The organism is Alcaligenes sp. Marseille-Q7550 (genome assembly GCF_965112015.1).
Window position 1 is genome coordinate 1,154,786 of record NZ_CBCOPU010000001.1, and the last position, 16,665, is coordinate 1,171,450.

The following is a 16,665-nucleotide window of genomic DNA, read 5'->3' on the forward strand; positions in this document are numbered from 1 at the left end:
CTGTGTGCTCGAGGCAAAAGTTTTTCAGGGTTTTCCCTGATGGAAATTGTAGTGGCGTGGCTGAACCGGCTAATAGTTGAATTGGCAAGCTTCAGGTATGTACTTGCTGCAATTGGGCCTGGGGCGTTCCTGGCGTCCCGCCCATGAGCGGCTGCGGTACACTTCAGGAAGCCGGGCAGGGGCCCGGCAGCGTCCTTCGATGTGCTTCAAGGGAGCCCATGCCTCATGAGTAGCGATCTCAGTCCACAGCCGCAACGGGACGGCACGGAACAACTGGTCAGCCTGCGCAACCTGACACCGATCATCTATGCGCTGTACATACTGTCCATCTTCGGAGGCATCACCTCCGTGGTGGCCATCATCATGAATTACCTCAAGCGCGACGAGGTGCGCGGCACGTATCTGGAGTCCCACTTCACCTGGCAGATCAACACCTTCTGGATAGGCTTGGTCGGCGTGTGCGCCTCATTCCTGCTGATGTTGGTGGCCATCGGCTTCGTCACGATCTGGATCGTCGGAATCTGGATCGTCTATCGCCTGGTCAAGGGCCTGCTGGCCCTGAATGACGGCAAGCCCATTGCCTGATGTGATCCGCATCGAAAACAAAGCCCGCTTGAAGCGGGCTTTGTTGTTCACAGGGAAAAGGCCTGGTAGACGGTCAGTCCCAGACCGCCCATCCATAGCAGGAGCGGCACGGGCCTCATCAGCAGCGCGGGCAGCAGGCGTGCAATGACGCCGAGCAGGCGGGCGAACAGCCATGGCAGCGACGGCGACTTCTGGCTGTCTTTCATGTAGGCCATGCCCAGGGAGACCAGCATGGGCTGGGACAGGTAGGCGGCATAGAACAGCATGCCCACCGCAAAGGCGATCCAGTAGTACAACATGTGCACACAATGGAAAGTGGAGGGGGAGGGCGCATTATATCGGCCCGGAGGGACTATGATCCCAGTTTCCGCCGGGCCTGTCGCCCGGCCGGCTCCAGAAAAACAGAGAGACAGGCATGCAGAACATTTATTCCATCGACGGCCTGGTGCCGGTCGTCCATCCCACGGCGTACGTGCATCCCACGGCGGTGCTGATCGGCGACGTGATCATCGGCGAAGGCGTGTATGTCGGACCGCTGGCCAGCCTGCGGGGCGATTTCGGCCGCATCATCATGAAGGCGGGCTCCAACATCCAGGACACCTGCGTCATCCACGGCACGCCCGAGCAGGACACGGTGGTGCACGAAGACGGCCATGTGGGCCATGGCGCCGTGCTGCATGGCTGCGTGATCGGGCGCAACGTGCTGGTGGGCATGAATGCGGTGGTCATGGACGGCGCGGACATCGGCGCGGACAGCATCATCGGCGCCATGGCCTTCGTCAAGAAAGGCATGGCCGTGCTGCCGCGCAGCCTGGTGGCCGGCTCGCCCGCCCGCGTGGTCAAGGAACTGGACCCGGCCGCCATAGCCGGCAAGCATTTCGGCACGCGCATGTACCAGCGCCTGGCGCAGCGCTCCCTGGCGAGCATGCAGCGCGTCCAGCCCCTGACCGAGGTGGAGCCGGACCGTCCGCGCCTGCGCGACGATCAGATCTATCCGCAGGATTGACAGCATGACAACGAAAAAAGCCCCGCCGCATCACGGGGCAGGGCTTTTCGGGTGCGGCAGGGCCGGTTTACTTGCCGGCGGCGGCCAGGGCTTTCTTCCAGGCCTCGATGACGGTGTCGTACTCGGCGGCGGCCTTCAGCGGATCGACCGCGGCCACCTTGATCTGGTCCAGGTTGGGCAGCTTGGTCAGCTCGGCCACGTTGATGTCGCTGCGGGTGGGGCGGCGGAAATTCTCCACCAGCTCGGCTTCCTGGACTTCCTTGGACAGCAGCACGTCCACCAGCTTGCGGGCGGCTTCCTGTCCGTTCTTGGGATTGCGGATCACGGCCACGGCCTCGGGGGCGATGAAGGTGCCGTCTTCGGGGTAGACCAGTCCGATGCCTTTCTGGCCGCCGGCCACGTAGGAGTAGGCGGCGTATTCCATGGTCACGCCCAGCGGGTACTCGCCGTTGGCCACGCTCTTGTAGACCTGGCCCGAGCTCTTGGAGACGATCACGTTGGCGGCCAGTTTCTGCAGGCCTTCGTCGCCGTAGAGCTGGTAGATGCCGTAGACCTGGTCATAGGCGCTGCCCGAGGAGGCGGGATCGCCGATCATGATCCTGTCTTTCCATTGCTCGTCGAACAGGTCCTTCCAGGTCTTGGGAGCGGCCTGGCCTTTCAGCTGGCGCTCGTTGACCATGATCACCATGACGTGCGCGTTGGAGCTCGTCCACAGATTGTCCTTGCCGTGGAACTGCTCGGGGATCTGCTTGGCTTCGGGCGATTCGTAGGGTTCGAAGTTCTGCTGGAAGGCGGCCATGGTGCCGTAGGCGGCGCCCCACACCACGTCGCCCAGCGGGTTCTGCGCTTCGGCCTCGATGCGCTTCATCAGGGCGCCGGCGCCGGAAGTCACCTGCTGGATGGACAGGTCGGAGGCCGTCTTGCGGGCGATCTCCAGGGCGGTGTCGATGGTCTGCACGTTGTTGGGGGTGTACATCACCACATTGGCGGCCTGGGCGGCGCCCGACAGGGCCAGGGCGCCGGCGCTCAGCGACAGGGCCAGACCGGTTTTCAGGAAACGTTGAGTCAGCATAGTGAGCCTTTGAAAGTTAGCGGCTGGAAAACAGATCCAGCTTGAGGAAACGGACTGCCAGGTAGATAGGCACCAGGATCACGACCATCAGGATGACGCCGTAGGCCGAGGCGCGGGCCAGGAACCCGGCGTCGATCTGGCGGAACATCTGGATGGGCATGGTCTCCATGCCGCCGTAGTACAGCACGATGGTGGCGGAGATCTCGGCCAGGGAGGTCACCCACATCAGGATGGCCGCGCCCAGGATGGCGGGCTTCATCAGGGGCAGCACCACCTTGAAGAAGCTGCGAAAGGGCGACACGCCCAGATTGATCGAAGCCTCCTCGATGGAGTCGGGGATGCTGTAGAGCGAGGCCGAGGCCGAACGGATGGAGAAGGGCACCTTGCGCACGAAATAGGCGCCGGCCATGATGACCCAGGTGCCGGTCAGCACCAGCATGCCGCTGTTGTAGGTCTGGATCAGGGCGATGCCCAGCACCGTGCCGGAAATGGCCAGGGGCAGCATCACCATGTAGTCCAGCGCCGTCACCATGAACAGGCGCTTCTTGACGATCAGGTAGCTGGCCACGGTGGCAAAGCAGGTGCCGGCCACGCTGGCGATGCTGGCCAGCATCAGCGAGTTCAGGATGGGCTCGGGCGCGTAGCGCAGGGCCCGCTCCATATTGTCCAGCGTGAAGGTGCCGTACTGCATCACCGGGCCGCTGGCCTTGGTGAAGGCGCCCAGGATCACGATGAAGGCGGGGATCAGCGAAAAGGTCACGAACAGCACGGCGCCCACGGTCAGCAGCACCGCGGACAGGCCTTGCGCGCGCACCGGACGCGGGGCGCGGCCTTGCTGCATGTGGTAGGTCTTGCGTTCGACCACGCGCTTCTGGATGAACAGCACCGCGCCCACCAGCACCACCGAGACCACCGCCAGCACGCCCTGCATGGTGGGATTGCCGCTCATCTCGGACAGGAAGGTGGTGTAGGTCAGGGAGGAAAGCACGTCCACCTGTCCGCCCAGGATCATGGGAATGGAGAAATTGTCCACCGCCAGGGTGAAGACGATCATGGCATTGACCAGCAGGGCGGGCATCAGCACCGGAAAGGTCACGCTGAGCGCGCGCTTGAGGCTGCTGGCGCCCAGGTTCACCGCGGCTTCTTCTATGGTGCCGTCCACGGCCTTCAGGGCGGCCAGCATGCCGATGTACACATAGGTGTAGTCATTCAGGATCAGCACGTAGGACATGCCGAACCAGCCGTAGAAGCTGGGCAGGTCCACGCCTATGCTCTCCAGCGCCAGGCGCACCACGCCGTTGTTGCCCAGCAGCATCAGCCAGGCCTGGGAGACGACGATGTCGGGCAGCACGATGGTGGTCAGCGGCAGGATGGCGACGACGCCCTTGCCGGGGAAATCGTAGCGCGCCACCACATAGGCCAGGGGCGCGCCCAGCAGCAGGGTGCCCACGGTGGAGATGGCGCCCAGCTTGACGGTGTTGAAGAAGGCCTCGACATAGCGCGGCTCCTCGAAGAAGGTACGGAAGCCGTGCAGGCTGGGCAGGCCGGTGACGGGGTCGGTCACGCTCTGGTAGAACAGGGAGGCCAGCGGCCACACGACCCAGAACAGCAGCACGGCCACGCAGACCAGCGCGGGCAGGAACCAGGGCGAACGGGAGCCGAAAGGCTTTGCAGCGATGCTCATGGCGTTCAGGCCTCGACCAGGCGGCAGTCGGGGCTGAAGCTCAGGCTGACCGTGGTGCCCGGCTGAAGGCGCGGGTCCTGGGCGGCGGGCACGTCGGCATTGATGTGCTTGCCGTCGTTCAGGCGAAGGCTGTAGGCGGTCTTCATGCCCAGGTACTGGCGGCCCACGACCTGGGCGGGGACGCCGCCCTGCTGGGGCTGCGTGCTCAGGCGGATGTTCTCGGGACGCGCCGCCAACAGCACTTTGGCGCTGGTCGGGGTGGTGTTCAGCACCAGGTGGCCGCCGGCGATGCTCACCGTGGTCCGGCCCGATTCGGTGTGCACGCCCAGGGTGTCGATCAGGTTGGCGGCGCCGATGAAGTCCGCGGCATAGGCCGTGCGCGGGCTGGAGTACAGGCCTTCGGGCGTGTCCAGCTGATCGATGCGGCCCTGGCGCAGCAGCGCGATGCGGTCCGACATGGACAGGGCTTCTTCCTGGTCGTGCGTCACGAAGATGGCCGTGATGTTGGCCTCCTGTTGCAGCTCGCGGATCACCTGGCGCATCTGGATGCGCAGCTTGGCGTCCAGGTTGGACAGGGGCTCGTCCATCAGCAGCACGCGCGGTTCGATCACCAGGGCGCGCGCCAGCGCCACGCGCTGGCGCTGGCCGCCGGACAGCTCGCCCGGATAGCGCTTGCCCAGATTGCCCAGCTCCACGCGTTCCAGGATGTGCTTGACCTTGGTCTGGATCTCGCTGCTGCTTTTCTTGCGTACCCGCAGGCCGTAGGCCACGTTGTCGAACACCGTCTTGTCGGGAAACAGGGCGTAGTCCTGGAACACCATGCCGGTCTCGCGCTTGTGGGCGGGCAGATGGGTGATGTCTTCCTTGTCCAGGAACAGGCGGCCTTCATCTGGCGTGATGAAGCCGGCGATCATGCGCAGCAGGGTGGTCTTGCCGCAGCCGCTGGGACCCAGCAAGGTGAAGAATTCGCCGTGCCCGATCTGCAGGCTGAGCTGATTGATGATGGTGTTGCTGCCGTAGCGCTTGACCACGCGGTCGATATTGATTTCTGCCATGGGTATAGACCAGTCCGGGACTGATGAGTGGACATGCGCCGCGCTCCGGATTCGCGGGAGCCGCCGGCTGAAAAAAGCCGCTTTCCGGCGGGAAGCGGCGCGAGCCGGGAGACGGCGAAGTCAAGGCCCCGGCATGTGCTCGGGGCATTATTACAAATTGATGACAAGTTATATATAAGGTTGCCTATTTTAGCAGCAGGCTGACGTTTTGAACTTCAATTATGAAGCGTACGCGCCGGCAGCGGCCGTTCATGCTGATTTGCCAAGTCGCGGCGCCTGTTCGCGCCTGCCCTGGCCGGATCGGCGCGGCATGAAATGTGCAAAAAAGAAGCTTGTAAAAGAGCTAAGTGATATATATCATTTAGTTGAATTGCTGTCGTGCTGTCGCATTGGAATCCAGGCGGGAGCGTGACGGCCCATTGCGAACCATGAACTCCTTCTGTTGGTACGCGCCATGAATATGTCTTTGTCGTACTGTATGCCGGCCCCCTGCGAAGCCGCCTCAAGGCGCCATGGCGCTGGTCTGCCCTTGGCGAAGCTGGATGTCGAACGTCACCGAGGCAGGGGCGCGGTCGTGCTCCAGCCAGTCCAGCAAGGCCTTGGCGCAGGCCTGGCCCAAGGCCAGCGTGGGCAGGTCTATCGTGGTGATGGAGGGATGCATCTGCGAGACAATGGGCAGGCCGTCGCAGCCGACGATGGACAGCCGGCCCGGCACATCCAAGCCCAGATCCTGGGCCTCGAACAGGCAGCCCATGGCCAGAACATCGTTGCCGCAGAAGACGCCGGTCACGGCGGGGCCGCCAGAGTGCAGCAGGGCATGAAGACCTTGCCGGCCTCCTTCGAAGCTGAACGTCTGCTCGCTGATGGGACAGGCCGATTCAGCGATGCCGGCCCGGCGCAGCGCATGCAGGAAGCCCCGGCAGCGCGCACGCGTCCGGTCGTTGTTCGCCCTGTGTCCGGTGATGATGCCGAAATGGCGATGGCCCAGCTCCAGCAGGTGCTCGGCGGCCAGGCGGCCTATGCGCTCGTTGTCAAAACCTATGTACGGCAGGCGATCGTGGGACGACCAGGCGATCAGCAGCGGGATGCGGCTTTGCCGGATGAACTGCCAGGCCGATTCCGCATGCTCGGCGCCCACCACGACCAGCGCTTCGGCAGCGCTTTCCACCAGGGCCCGGATCTGCCGGCTTTCCTGGTCCAGGTCATATTCGTGCGCGGCGATCAGCAACTGGTAGCCCGAGCGGTTCAGCACGGTCTGCAGGCCGTGCACGGCCTGGGCGAAGACGGCGTTGTCCAGGGTGGGCACCACGGCGCCCACCGTGCGCGCCCGTCCCAGAGCCAGGGCGCGGGCCGCCCCGTCCATCACATAGTCCAGTTCCTGGGCGGCGCGCTGGATGCGTTCGCGGGTTTCAGGCCGGACCATGTCGGGCCTGGCGAAGGCGCGCGACACCGTGGCGACCGATACGCCGGCGCGCAAAGCCACATCGATGATGCGAGTTCTGGATTTCATGGGTATCCGCGAGAGTGGAACCGGTCCATCATAGCAAGCCGCAGGCGCGGGGCCATTCGGGGCATGTCCCTAGGCCGGCGCAACCCAATGCCTTCTTCCCGAAAAGCGATTCAATGCGCGGATCGTTTTTTTGGCTTTGAAATGTAAGCGCATACATTGGAGACGAAACATGGCCATTATTTATCTGAAGCAAGCCAGCAAGACACCCGAGACGGAAACGGGGACGGCGCGCGCCGTGGTGCAGGAGATGCTGGAGAATATCGAGCTTCGTGGCGAGGCGGCGGTGCGCGACTACGCTCGCGCGCTGGACAAGTGGACGGGCGACATCGTGATGAGCGAGGCGCAGATCGATGCGGCCATCCGCGACGTGCCCGCCGACATCCGCCGCGACATCGACTTCGCGGCGCGGCAGGTCCACGACTTCGCCCTGGCGCAGCGCGATTCCCTGCGGGAATTCTCGGTGACGCTGCCCTCGGGCGTGCGCGCCGGCCAGCGCGTCATTCCCGTCAACGCCGTGGGCTGCTACGCCCCTGCGGGACGCTACGCGCACATCGCGTCCGCCTATATGGGCGTGGCCACGGCCAAGGCGGCGGGAGTAGGGCACATCGTCGCCTGCTCCAGCCCGTTCCGGGCGGCGCCATGCATCCCTACGTGCTGTATGCCTTCAAGTCCGCCGGCGCCGACGACATCATGACGCTGGGCGGCGTGCAGGCCATCGCTTCCATGGCGTACGGCCTGTTCACCGGCAAGGCCGCGGATGTGGTGGTGGGGCCGGGCAGCAAGTTCGTGGCCGAAGCCAAGCGCTCCTTGTTCGGCCGCGTGGGAATCGATGTGTTCGCGGGCCCCTCCGAGGTGGCGGTGATTGCCGACGACAGCGCCGATCCGGCCATCGTCGCCAGCGATCTGGTGGGCCAGGCCGAGCATGGGCATGAATCTCCGGCCTGGCTCTTCACCACGTCCGAGTCGCTGGCGCGCGAAGTCATGGCCCTGGTGCCCCGCCTGATCGAGGACCTGTCGCCCATCGCGCGGGACGCGGCAGGCGCGGCCTGGAGGGACTATGGCGAAGTCATTGTCTGCGACTCCCGCGAGGAGGTGGCGCAGGTATCGGACCGCTATGCTTCGGAACACCTGGAAGTGCAGGCCCGGGACCTGGACTGGTGGCTGGAGAACCTGAGCTGCTATGGTTCGCTGTTCCTGGGAGAGGAGGCCACCGTGGCTTTCGGCGACAAGTGCAGCGGTCCCAACCACGTCCTGCCCACCAAGGGCGCGGCGCGCTATTCGGGAGGGCTGTCCGTGCACAAGTTCATGAAGACGCTGACCTGGCAGCGCATGGACAGGGAAGCCGTGCGCCAGGTGGCGCAGGTGACGGCGCGCATTTCGCGGCTGGAGGGCATGGAAGCGCATGCGCGCACCGCCGACGATAGGCTGGCCAAGTATTTCGCTCATGAGCAGTTCGAGCTGGGCCAGGCGGTGACGGTCTAGGCCGGGATCCGGGAGGCAGACATGAAGATGACCTTGTTTGACCTGAGCGGGCGTACCGCGCTGGTGACCGGAGGGAACTCGGGCATAGGGCTGGGCATTGCCCGGGCCCTGGGAGAGGCGGGCGCCGCCGTGGTGCTGATGGCGCGGCGCGAACCGGAGCTGAAAAGCGCCGCCGAGCAGTTGCGGCGGCAGGGGGTGGCCGCCTCCTATGCGGTCTGCGACCTGTGCGATGTCGCGGCTCTGAGGCGGCAGGCCCATGAGCTCGAGTCAGGGGGCCCTGGCATCGACATCCTGGTGAACGCGGCGGGGGTCAATCTGCGCGAGGCTTTCGAGGACGTCACGCCCGAGAGCTGGGACAGGCAACTGGACCTGCACCTGAAGGCGCCGTTCTTTCTGACACAGGCCCTGGCGCCTTTCATGCAGGCGCGCGCCTGGGGCCGCATCATCAATCTGGCTTCGCTGCAGACTTATCGGGCCTTCGCCGACAGCGCCCCCTATGGCGCCGGCAAAGGCGGCATTGCACAGCTGACCCGGGCCATCGCTCAGCGCTGGTCGGGCAGCGGAATCACTTGCAATGCCCTGGGGCCGGGCTTTTTTCCCACTCCGCTGACGGCCGCCGTCTTCCAGAACCAGGAACTGGCCGACCGGCATGCACGCAATACGTGCATCGGCCGCAATGGCGAGCTGAGCGATCTGCATGGTCCGGCCGTTTTCCTGGCCAGCCAGGCTTCGGCCTACGTGACCGGACAAGTGCTGATGGTCGATGGAGGCTACACGGCCAAGTAGCGTGATGCCGCATCGAATTCACAAAACCATCCAGAAAACTGGAGGAGACTGGACATGAAACAGGATACTGACGGCGCCAAGCGGGGCAACCTGCGGCGGGCTTCTATTTCAAGCGTGCTGGGATCGGTCATCGAGTGGTATGACTTTTTCCTGTACGGCGTGGTGGCCGGCCTGGTGCTGGATAAGCTGTATTTTCCGGGCGACGACGCTTTCGTGGCCACCTTGCTGGCCTACGGCACGTTTGCCCTGGGTTTTGTCGCCAGGCCCATAGGCGGCATTGTATTCGGACACTTCGGCGACACCCTGGGGCGCAAGAAGATGCTGATGCTGACCTTGTTGCTGATGGGCGGGGCCACGGTGGCCATAGGCCTGATCCCGACCTATGCGCAGATCGGCCTCGCCGCGCCCGTCCTGCTCTTGTTGTGCCGCATCGTCCAGGGCATCGGTCTGGGCGGCGAGTGGGGCGGCGCGGTATTGATGACCTATGAATCGGCGCCGCCGCATAGACGGGGATTTTTCGGCAGCCTGCCCCAGACGGGGATGTCGCTGGGTCTGGTGGGCGCTTCCGGCGTGGTGGGGCTGTTGTCCTGGGCCTTGAGCGAGGAGCAGTTCATGGCATGGGGCTGGCGCATCGCCTTCCTGCTCAGCGGCGTCATGGTGCTGGTGGGCGGCTACATCCGCAGCCATGTGAGCGAGACGGAGGATTTCAAGAGCGCGCAGCGTACGGCGGCCGCCGCTCCCCGGCGCGACATTCCCATCATGAGCACCTTGCGGCGCTATCCGCGCATGGTGCTGGCCTGCATGGGCGCGCGCATGATCGACGGCGTGTTCTTCAATGTGCTGGGCGTGTTCTCCTTGAATTACCTGACCCGCCAGCTGCATTTCGAGCGCACTCCGGTACTGATGGGCATCATGTTCGGCGCCTTGCTGATGACGGCCTTCATCCCCTTCTGGGGAGCGATGGCCGACCGCGTCGGCAAGGCCCGCGTCTATGGGACAGGAGCCTTGCTGGCCGCCCTGTCCATTTTTCCGTCGTTCTACGTGATGCACAACAGCGGCGGGAACGTCTACCTGGTATGGGCGGCGATCATCATCCCCTTCGGCATCTTCCATGCCGCCGTATTCGGCACCATGTCCTCGTTCTTCGCTTCCTGCTTCGACGCCTCGGTGCGCTATACCGGCATTTCCTTCGTGTACCAGGTGGCGGGCGTGCTGGCGGGCGGTCTCACGCCCATCATCGCCACCTTGCTGACCGACTGGAACGCAGGCGAACCCTGGTTCCTGTGCACCTATGTGCTGGCGGTCGGCCTTGTCAGCACGGCCTGCACGATCTGGATATCCCGACAGCCCGCCCCCGAGGAAGACACTGCAGCCGCGGCAGCGGCCTTGCTCGGACAGGCGCTGCGTACCGCCTATTCCCCTTCACGCCATTGAGGAGCCGAGATGAAAGCACTGGTCTATACACGAGCCAATCACATCAGCCTGCAGGACATTGCCTATCCGGAGCTGCGGGACGGGGAAGTGATCCTGCGCATCACGGCCGCCGGGATCTGCGGCTCGGACATGCACGCCTACCATGGCAAGGATCCCCGCCGCCAGCCGGGCCTGGTGCTGGGGCATGAACTGGCGGGCGTGGTGCAGGAAAGCGCCTCGCCCTTGTTCAGGCCCGGCCAGCGCGTGACGGCCAATCCGTCCATCGCCTGCGGCGCGTGCCCCTACTGCGTGGCCGGCCGGGACAATCTGTGCCAGGACCGCGGCATGGTGGGCATGTCCCGGCCCGGCGCCTTCGCCCAGTTCATGGCCATCCCGGCGTCCTGCCTCATCGGGCTGCCCGAAGGCATGAGCGATCTGGCGGCGGCCCTGGCCGAACCGGCCGCTACCGCGCTGCACGCCGGCAATCTGGCCATGAGGAGCTTGAGCCGCCCACTGCCCGAGGTTGGCGCCCTGGTGATCGGGGCGGGCGCCATCGGCTTGCTGACGGCCCTGCTGCTGCGCTCGTACGGCTGCAGGCGGGTCGTGCTGGCCGAGACCAACCCGCTGCGCCGCCAGTCCGCCGCCCGGCATGCGGCTTGCGAGGTGTATGATCCCATCAGCGATCCCGCCCGCAGCGCCCGGTTCGAGCTGGTGGTCGACGCCGTGGGCGCAGCGCCTACCCGCGCCCTGGCGCTCGACGGGGTGCGGCCGGGCGGAACGGTCGTCCATATCGGCCTGCAGGACTGGGCCAGCGAGATCGACATGCGCAAACTGACCCTGGCCGAGATCACGCTGCTGGGATCGTACATCTACACCATGGCCGACATGCAGGCCACGGTGGCCGCCCTGCACGAGGGCGCATTTGGCGACCTGGGCTGGGTCGAGCAACGCAGCCTGGTCGATGGCCCGGCGGCGTTCGCGGCCTTGGATTCGGGAGCAATCGCCGCCGGAAAGCTGGTGCTGGTTCCGGAACTGGAGGACTGAGATGCGACTGGGTGTGTTCACGCCCCGGGCGACCGGGGAAAACAGGGTAGCCGCCACGCCGGAGACGGTCAGGGGCTATCTCAAGGCGGGCCACGACGTGGTGGTCGAGGCGGGGGCGGGGCAAGGAATCGCTTGCTCCGATGCGGACTACGAGCAGGCGGGGGCGACCATCGGCGATCCTTACCAGGCCACGGTGCTGCTGGTGGTCGGCGCGCAGGACCTGGACCCGGCGCGGCTGCGGGCCGGGCATGTGGTGGTGGGCATGCTGGACCCCTACGATACGCCAGGCCTGGACAGGCTGGCGCCCTCGGGGTGCGAGGCCTACGCGCTGGAGCTGATACCCAGGACCACGCGGGCGCAGAGCATGGATGTGCTCTCTTCGCAGGCCAATATTGCGGGCTATGCCGCCGTGCTCAAGGCCGCCACCCTGTATCCGCGCTTTTTCCCCATGATGATGACGGCGGCCGGCACCGCCAAGGCGGCGCGCGTCGTGGTGCTGGGCGAGGGCGTGGCGGGGCTGCAGGCGGTCGCCGCCGCGCGCCGGCTGGGCGCCGTGGTGGAAGCCTCGGATGTGCGGCCGGCGGCCCGCGAACAGATCGAGTCCCTGGGGGCGAAGTTCATCGACGTGCCCTACGAGACCGACGAGGAACGCGAGGCGGCCCAGGGTTCGGGAGGCTACGCCCGGCCCATGCCGGCCTCCTGGCTGCAGCGGCAGGCCGGGGTGGTGGCGGAACGCTGCGCCCAGGCCGACGTGATCATCACCACGGCCCTGATTCCGGGGCGGCCCGCGCCGCGCCTGATCGAGGAGGATGTCCTGAGGTCCATGCGCGCCGGGTCGGTGATCGTGGACCTGGCCGCCGCGCGCGGCGGCAATTGCGCCCTGACCGTCGCCGACCAGATCGTGCAGCGGCATGGCGTGATCCTGGTGGGGGAAACCAATTTCCCGGCCCGCGTGGCCGCGGACGCTTCCGCCCTGTACGCCCGCAACATCCGCAACTTCCTGGGCCTGATGCTCCAGGACCAGTCGGACGAGCTGCACATTCCCGAGGGCGACGACATCATCGAGGCCAGCCGGGTGCTGCGAGCCGGCCAACGTCTCTTTCCACAGCCGAGAGCCTGAGCCATGGACATCATTTCTCCCGTAGTCATCAATCTCATCATCTTCGTGCTGGCCATCTATGTGGGCTATCACGTGGTCTGGAATGTCACGCCCGCCCTGCATACGCCCTTGATGGCGGCCACCAATGCCATCTCCGCCATCATCATCGTGGGCGGCATGCTGGCTGCGGCGCTGACCGAAAGCGCCTGGGCGCAAGCCATGGGCGTCATCGCCACGGCGCTGGCGTCCGTGAATGTGTTCGGCGGCTTCCTCGTCACCCGGCGCATGCTGGAGATGTTCAAGAAGAAGGGCGGCAAGGACGCTGCGCGAGGAGAGCGGCCATGATCTCCATGAATACCGTCACCATGTGCTATCTGCTGGCCTCGGTCTGCTTCATACAGGCGCTCAAGGGCCTGTCCCATCCGGCGACCTCGCGGCGCGGCAACGCGTTCGGCATGCTGGGCATGGCGCTGGCCATCGCGACCACCGCCGTGCTGATCGTGAGCCTGTCCGCGCCGGGGCAAGCCGTGCCGGGACTGCTCAGGGTTCTGGTCGGTCTGGCCGCGGGCGGGCTGCTGGGCGCCGTCATGGCGCGCCGCGTGCAGATGACCAAGATGCCCGAGCTGGTGGCTTTCATGCACAGCATGATAGGCCTGGCCGCGGTGGCCATCGCCGTCGCCGTCGTCCTGGAGCCCCTGGCCTTCGGCATAGGCTCGTCCGGCGCCGTCTTGCCCATGGGCAACAGGCTGGAGCTGGCTCTCGGGACGCTGGTGGGCGCGATCACCTTTTCGGGCTCGGTCATCGCCTTCGGCAAGCTGTCGGGCAAGTACAAGTTTCGCCTTTTCCAGGGCGCCCCGGTCACGTTCAAGGGACAGCATCTGCTGAATCTGCTGCTGGGGCTGCTGGCGCTGGCCTGCGGCGCGATGTTCGTCGCGACGCAGGCGTGGTGGGCCTTCGGCGTGCTGCTGGCCCTGTCCTTCCTGCTGGGAGTGATGCTCATCATTCCCATCGGCGGGGCCGACATGCCGGTGGTGGTGTCCATGCTGAACAGCTATTCGGGCTGGGCGGCCGCGGGGATCGGATTCTCCCTGAACAATTCCATGCTGATCATCGCCGGCTCCCTGGTGGGCGCCTCGGGCGCGATCCTGTCCTACATCATGTGCAAGGCCATGAACCGGGCATTCTTCAATGTGCTGCTGGGCGGGTTCGGGGCGAACGCCCCGGGGGCGCAGGCATCGGCCGAGCAGGGCAGCCGCGCGGTCAAGTCAGGCAGCGCCGAGGACGCCGCCTTCATGATGAGCAATGCGGAGTCCGTCATCATCGTTCCCGGCTACGGCCTGGCGGTGGCCCGGGCCCAGCCTGCCCTCAAGGAACTGTCGGACAAGTTGAGCAGCCAGGGCGTGACGGTGCGCTATGCCATCCACCCCGTGGCCGGCCGCATGCCCGGGCACATGAATGTGCTGCTTGCCGAGGCGGAGATGCCGTACGAGCAGGTCTTCGAAATGGATGACATCAACAACGAGTTCGCCCAGACCGATGTGGTGCTGGTGCTGGGCGCCAACGACGTGGTCAATCCGGCCGCCAAGAACGACCCGGGCTCGCCGATTGCCGGCATGCCCATCCTGGAAGCGTACAAGGCCAGGACGGTGATCGTGAACAAGCGTTCGATGGCGGCCGGCTATGCGGGCCTGGACAATGAGTTGTTCTACATGGACAAGACCATGATGGTGTTCGGCGACGCCAAGAAGACCATCGAGGACATGGTCAAGGCCTTGTGAACCAGGCGGCCATCCCGGACCCGACGGGTCCGGGTACTGGTCGCTCAGAACTTGGGGCCGGAACGCAGTTGTTCGCACATCTGCTTGCGCTGCGCCTCGGTGGCGCCTTCCAGATCCTGGCGGCCGCGCTCCAGCCCTTGCTGGACGGCGGCGTCGAAATCGGCTTCGCTCAGGCCCATGTCTTTCATGGATTCTTTCTGCTTGGCCTTCATGTCCTGCAGTTGCGCCTCGGTGTAATCGCCGCAGATCTGGGCGGCGGCGTGCATGGCTCCGCCCATCTGGGCCAGTTGCGTGGACGGATTGATGTCTTGTGCGACGACGGCCTTGGCGGCCAGCGCCACTACGACGGCAGGCAGAATGCGCGCCGGACGAAAAAAATCCGCGATGCCGACGCATCGCGGTTTTTTGAATTTGGCGCGGCTGGCAGGATTCGAACCCACGACCCCTTGGTTCGTAGCCAAGTACTCTATCCAACTGAGCTACAGCCGCAAAGACGAATATTATATATCGTCTTGAAGTTTTTGCAAGTTATGTTCGACCATGCCTGTTGAACATAGTCGTCGATGACTTGCTGCTTCAAAAAAAATCTTCCCGCCTGGCGGGAAGATTTCTTGAAACTGGCGCGGCTGGCAGGATTCGAACCCACGACCCCTTGGTTCGTAGCCAAGTACTCTATCCAACTGAGCTACAGCCGCTAAAGAAGTAGAACTATAACACGGGTTTTTGGGCTTGTCACGAAATGCTCGTAATTTTTTTCATGGTGATGTCTGGAGCGCGAGAGCAGTCCATGCCGCGGCCCATTTCTATCGGGCCCGGAAGCCGCGCCTGAAAGTGATGTCGAAGTGCAGCGGCGCGGCGGCTTCCGGTTCACGGCGTGGCGGCGGGCGCGGGCAGCACGTCGTTGGCGATGATCTCCCCGGTGGGCTGCAGTCGCGTGCGGGGCGCCTGCAGGTTCAGGTGCGGGAACAGCAGCTCGGCCACCCGGTAGCTTTCTTCCAGATGCGGGTAGCCCGAGAAGATGAAGGTGTCTATGCCCAGCTCGGCGTATTCCTGCATGCGGCGCGCCACGGTGGGGCCATCGCCCACCAGGGCCGTGCCGGCGCCGCCACGTACCAGGCCCACGCCGGCCCACAGGTTGGGGCTGACCTCGAGGCGTTCGCGGCTGCCCTGGTGCAGGGCGCGCATGCGTTGCTGGCCCACCGAGTCGTAGTCCGCCAGAGAGGCCTGGGCGCGGGCGATGGTGTCTTCATCCAGATGGCTGATCAGTTCCTGCGCCGCCTGCCAGGCGTGTTCGTTGGTGTCGCGCACGATGATGTGCAGACGTATGCCAAAGCGCAGGCGCCGGCCCTGCCGCAGGGCCAGCGTCCGCACCGTTTCGATTTTCTCCTTCAACTGCGCGGGCGGCTCTCCCCAGCTCAGGTACATGTCCACCTGCTCGGCCGCCAGCTCCAGGGCGGCGTCCGAGGAGCCGCCGAAGAACAGGGGCGGCGCGGCTGCTGCACAGGCGGATACAGCAGGCGCGCTCCCTGGACCTGGATGTGGCGGCCGTCGTAATCCACGGTCTCGCCTTCCAGCACGTGCCGCCAGATGCGCGTGAACTCGGCGGCGGCCTCGTAGCGCTCGTCGTGGTCCAGGTGCACGCCGTCGCCGCGCAGCTCCTCGGAATTGCCGCCGGTCACCAGATTGAACAAGGCGCGCCCGCCTGACAGACGGTCCAGCGTGGCGGCCTGGCGGGCGGCCACCGTGGGGGAAATGACGCCGGGCCGCAGCGCGACCAGGAACTTCAGGCGCTGCGTGCTCGCGACCAGGGAGGCCGCCACGATCCAGGCATCTTCGCAGGAGCGGCCGGTGGGGATCAGCACGCCTTCATAGCCCAGTGAGTCGGCCGCCTGGGCGATCTGCTGCAGATAGGCCAGGTCCACGGGGCGGGCGCCCTTGTCGGTGCCCAGGAAGCGGCTGTCGCCGTGGGTGGGCAGGAACCAGAAAATGGACAACGGCTGGGAACTCATGGGGTCTCCTGGGCAGATAAAGGTCAGGGACGCGGCGATGCGGGGACGCATGGGCGGCTCTTCGGAAACGGTCTTCCATTTCACTATGGGTCATCAAGACGGCTGGAAAAACGATGTATTTCCAATATGGAAATAGCGTGGA

The 16,665-nt window shown here is 65.2% G+C and carries 14 protein-coding genes, 2 tRNA genes and 2 pseudogenes; 9 read left to right on the top strand and 9 right to left on the bottom strand.

What is annotated here, in order from left to right; all coding sequences use genetic code 11:
* The first annotated feature begins 225 nt into the window (after positions 1-225).
* Positions 226-585, top strand: a complete 360-nt coding sequence (locus tag ACWPWO_RS05540) for a DUF4870 family protein (RefSeq protein ID WP_454005052.1) — start codon at positions 226-228, stop codon at positions 583-585.
* A gap of 47 nt (positions 586-632) precedes the next feature.
* Here the strand turns inward: ACWPWO_RS05540 and ACWPWO_RS05545 are convergent, their stop codons facing one another.
* The gene (locus tag ACWPWO_RS05545) at positions 633-884 is read right to left on the bottom strand and encodes a hypothetical protein (RefSeq protein WP_454005054.1); all 252 of its coding nucleotides are present in this window, start codon (positions 882-884) and stop codon (positions 633-635) included.
* A 116-nt stretch (positions 885-1,000) separates the two neighbouring features.
* Between ACWPWO_RS05545 and ACWPWO_RS05550 the strand changes: the two genes are divergently transcribed.
* Complete coding sequence (locus ACWPWO_RS05550) at positions 1,001-1,591, top strand: phenylacetic acid degradation protein PaaY (protein ID WP_454005056.1); 591 nt, start codon at positions 1,001-1,003, stop codon at positions 1,589-1,591.
* 67 nt (positions 1,592-1,658) lie between these two features.
* On the opposite strand, the gene ACWPWO_RS05555 is transcribed toward ACWPWO_RS05550, so the two are convergent.
* From ACWPWO_RS05555 to ACWPWO_RS05570, 4 genes are all read right to left on the bottom strand, one after another.
* A complete protein-coding gene (locus ACWPWO_RS05555) occupies positions 1,659-2,663 on the bottom strand; it encodes an extracellular solute-binding protein (RefSeq protein ID WP_454005058.1) in 1,005 nt (334 codons plus the stop codon).
* 16 nt (positions 2,664-2,679) lie between these two features.
* Complete coding sequence (locus ACWPWO_RS05560; RefSeq protein ID WP_454005060.1) at positions 2,680-4,347, bottom strand: ABC transporter permease; 1,668 nt, start codon at positions 4,345-4,347, stop codon at positions 2,680-2,682.
* 5 nt (positions 4,348-4,352) lie between these two features.
* Positions 4,353-5,402, bottom strand: a complete 1,050-nt coding sequence (locus ACWPWO_RS05565; protein ID WP_454005062.1) for an ABC transporter ATP-binding protein — start codon at positions 5,400-5,402, stop codon at positions 4,353-4,355.
* 502 nt (positions 5,403-5,904) lie between these two features.
* Positions 5,905-6,912 (bottom strand): LacI family DNA-binding transcriptional regulator, encoded by a 1,008-nt coding sequence (locus ACWPWO_RS05570; protein WP_454005063.1) that lies wholly within the window; start codon positions 6,910-6,912, stop codon positions 5,905-5,907.
* 169 nt (positions 6,913-7,081) lie between these two features.
* On the opposite strand from ACWPWO_RS05570, the pseudogene hpsN reads away from it, so the two are divergent.
* From hpsN to ACWPWO_RS05605, 7 genes and pseudogenes are all read left to right on the top strand, one after another.
* Positions 7,082-8,394 (top strand): annotated as a pseudogene (hpsN, locus tag ACWPWO_RS05575) (sulfopropanediol 3-dehydrogenase).
* A gap of 21 nt (positions 8,395-8,415) precedes the next feature.
* The gene (locus tag ACWPWO_RS05580) at positions 8,416-9,180 is read left to right on the top strand and encodes an SDR family NAD(P)-dependent oxidoreductase (protein ID WP_454005065.1); all 765 of its coding nucleotides are present in this window, start codon (positions 8,416-8,418) and stop codon (positions 9,178-9,180) included.
* 54 nt (positions 9,181-9,234) lie between these two features.
* The gene (locus ACWPWO_RS05585) at positions 9,235-10,614 is read left to right on the top strand and encodes an MFS transporter (protein ID WP_454005067.1); all 1,380 of its coding nucleotides are present in this window, start codon (positions 9,235-9,237) and stop codon (positions 10,612-10,614) included.
* A gap of 9 nt (positions 10,615-10,623) precedes the next feature.
* Positions 10,624-11,637 carry an alcohol dehydrogenase catalytic domain-containing protein gene (locus ACWPWO_RS05590; protein WP_454005069.1) on the top strand — a complete coding sequence of 338 codons (1,014 nt, stop codon included), beginning with the start codon at positions 10,624-10,626 and terminating at the stop codon, positions 11,635-11,637.
* A 1-nt stretch (position 11,638) separates the two neighbouring features.
* Positions 11,639-12,757: an NAD(P) transhydrogenase subunit alpha gene (locus ACWPWO_RS05595; protein WP_454005071.1), complete on the top strand. Its 1,119-nt coding sequence runs from the start codon at positions 11,639-11,641 to the stop codon at positions 12,755-12,757.
* Positions 12,758-12,760: 3 nt separating this feature from the next.
* Complete coding sequence (locus ACWPWO_RS05600) at positions 12,761-13,081, top strand: NAD(P) transhydrogenase subunit alpha (protein WP_454005073.1); 321 nt, start codon at positions 12,761-12,763, stop codon at positions 13,079-13,081.
* Positions 13,078-14,514 carry an NAD(P)(+) transhydrogenase (Re/Si-specific) subunit beta gene (locus ACWPWO_RS05605; RefSeq protein WP_454005074.1) on the top strand — a complete coding sequence of 479 codons (1,437 nt, stop codon included), beginning with the start codon at positions 13,078-13,080 and terminating at the stop codon, positions 14,512-14,514. Before ACWPWO_RS05600 ends, ACWPWO_RS05605 begins: the two co-directional genes overlap by 4 nt.
* 44 nt (positions 14,515-14,558) lie before the next feature.
* Here the strand turns inward: ACWPWO_RS05605 and ACWPWO_RS05610 are convergent, their stop codons facing one another.
* The 4 genes and pseudogenes from ACWPWO_RS05610 to ssuD all read right to left on the bottom strand — a co-directional run bounded on the left by ACWPWO_RS05610 (position 14,559) and on the right by ssuD (position 16,574).
* On the bottom strand, positions 14,559-14,954 hold the full coding sequence (locus ACWPWO_RS05610) for a hypothetical protein (RefSeq protein WP_454005076.1): 396 nt from the start codon (positions 14,952-14,954) through the stop codon (positions 14,559-14,561).
* Positions 14,927-15,003, bottom strand: a tRNA-Arg gene (locus tag ACWPWO_RS05615). Before ACWPWO_RS05615 ends, ACWPWO_RS05610 begins: the two co-directional genes overlap by 28 nt.
* Before the next feature lie 129 nt (positions 15,004-15,132).
* Positions 15,133-15,209, bottom strand: a tRNA-Arg gene (locus ACWPWO_RS05620).
* Between the two features lie 172 nt (positions 15,210-15,381).
* Positions 15,382-16,574: pseudogene (ssuD, locus tag ACWPWO_RS05625) on the bottom strand (FMNH2-dependent alkanesulfonate monooxygenase).
* Between the last annotated feature and the right edge of the window lie 91 nt (positions 16,575-16,665).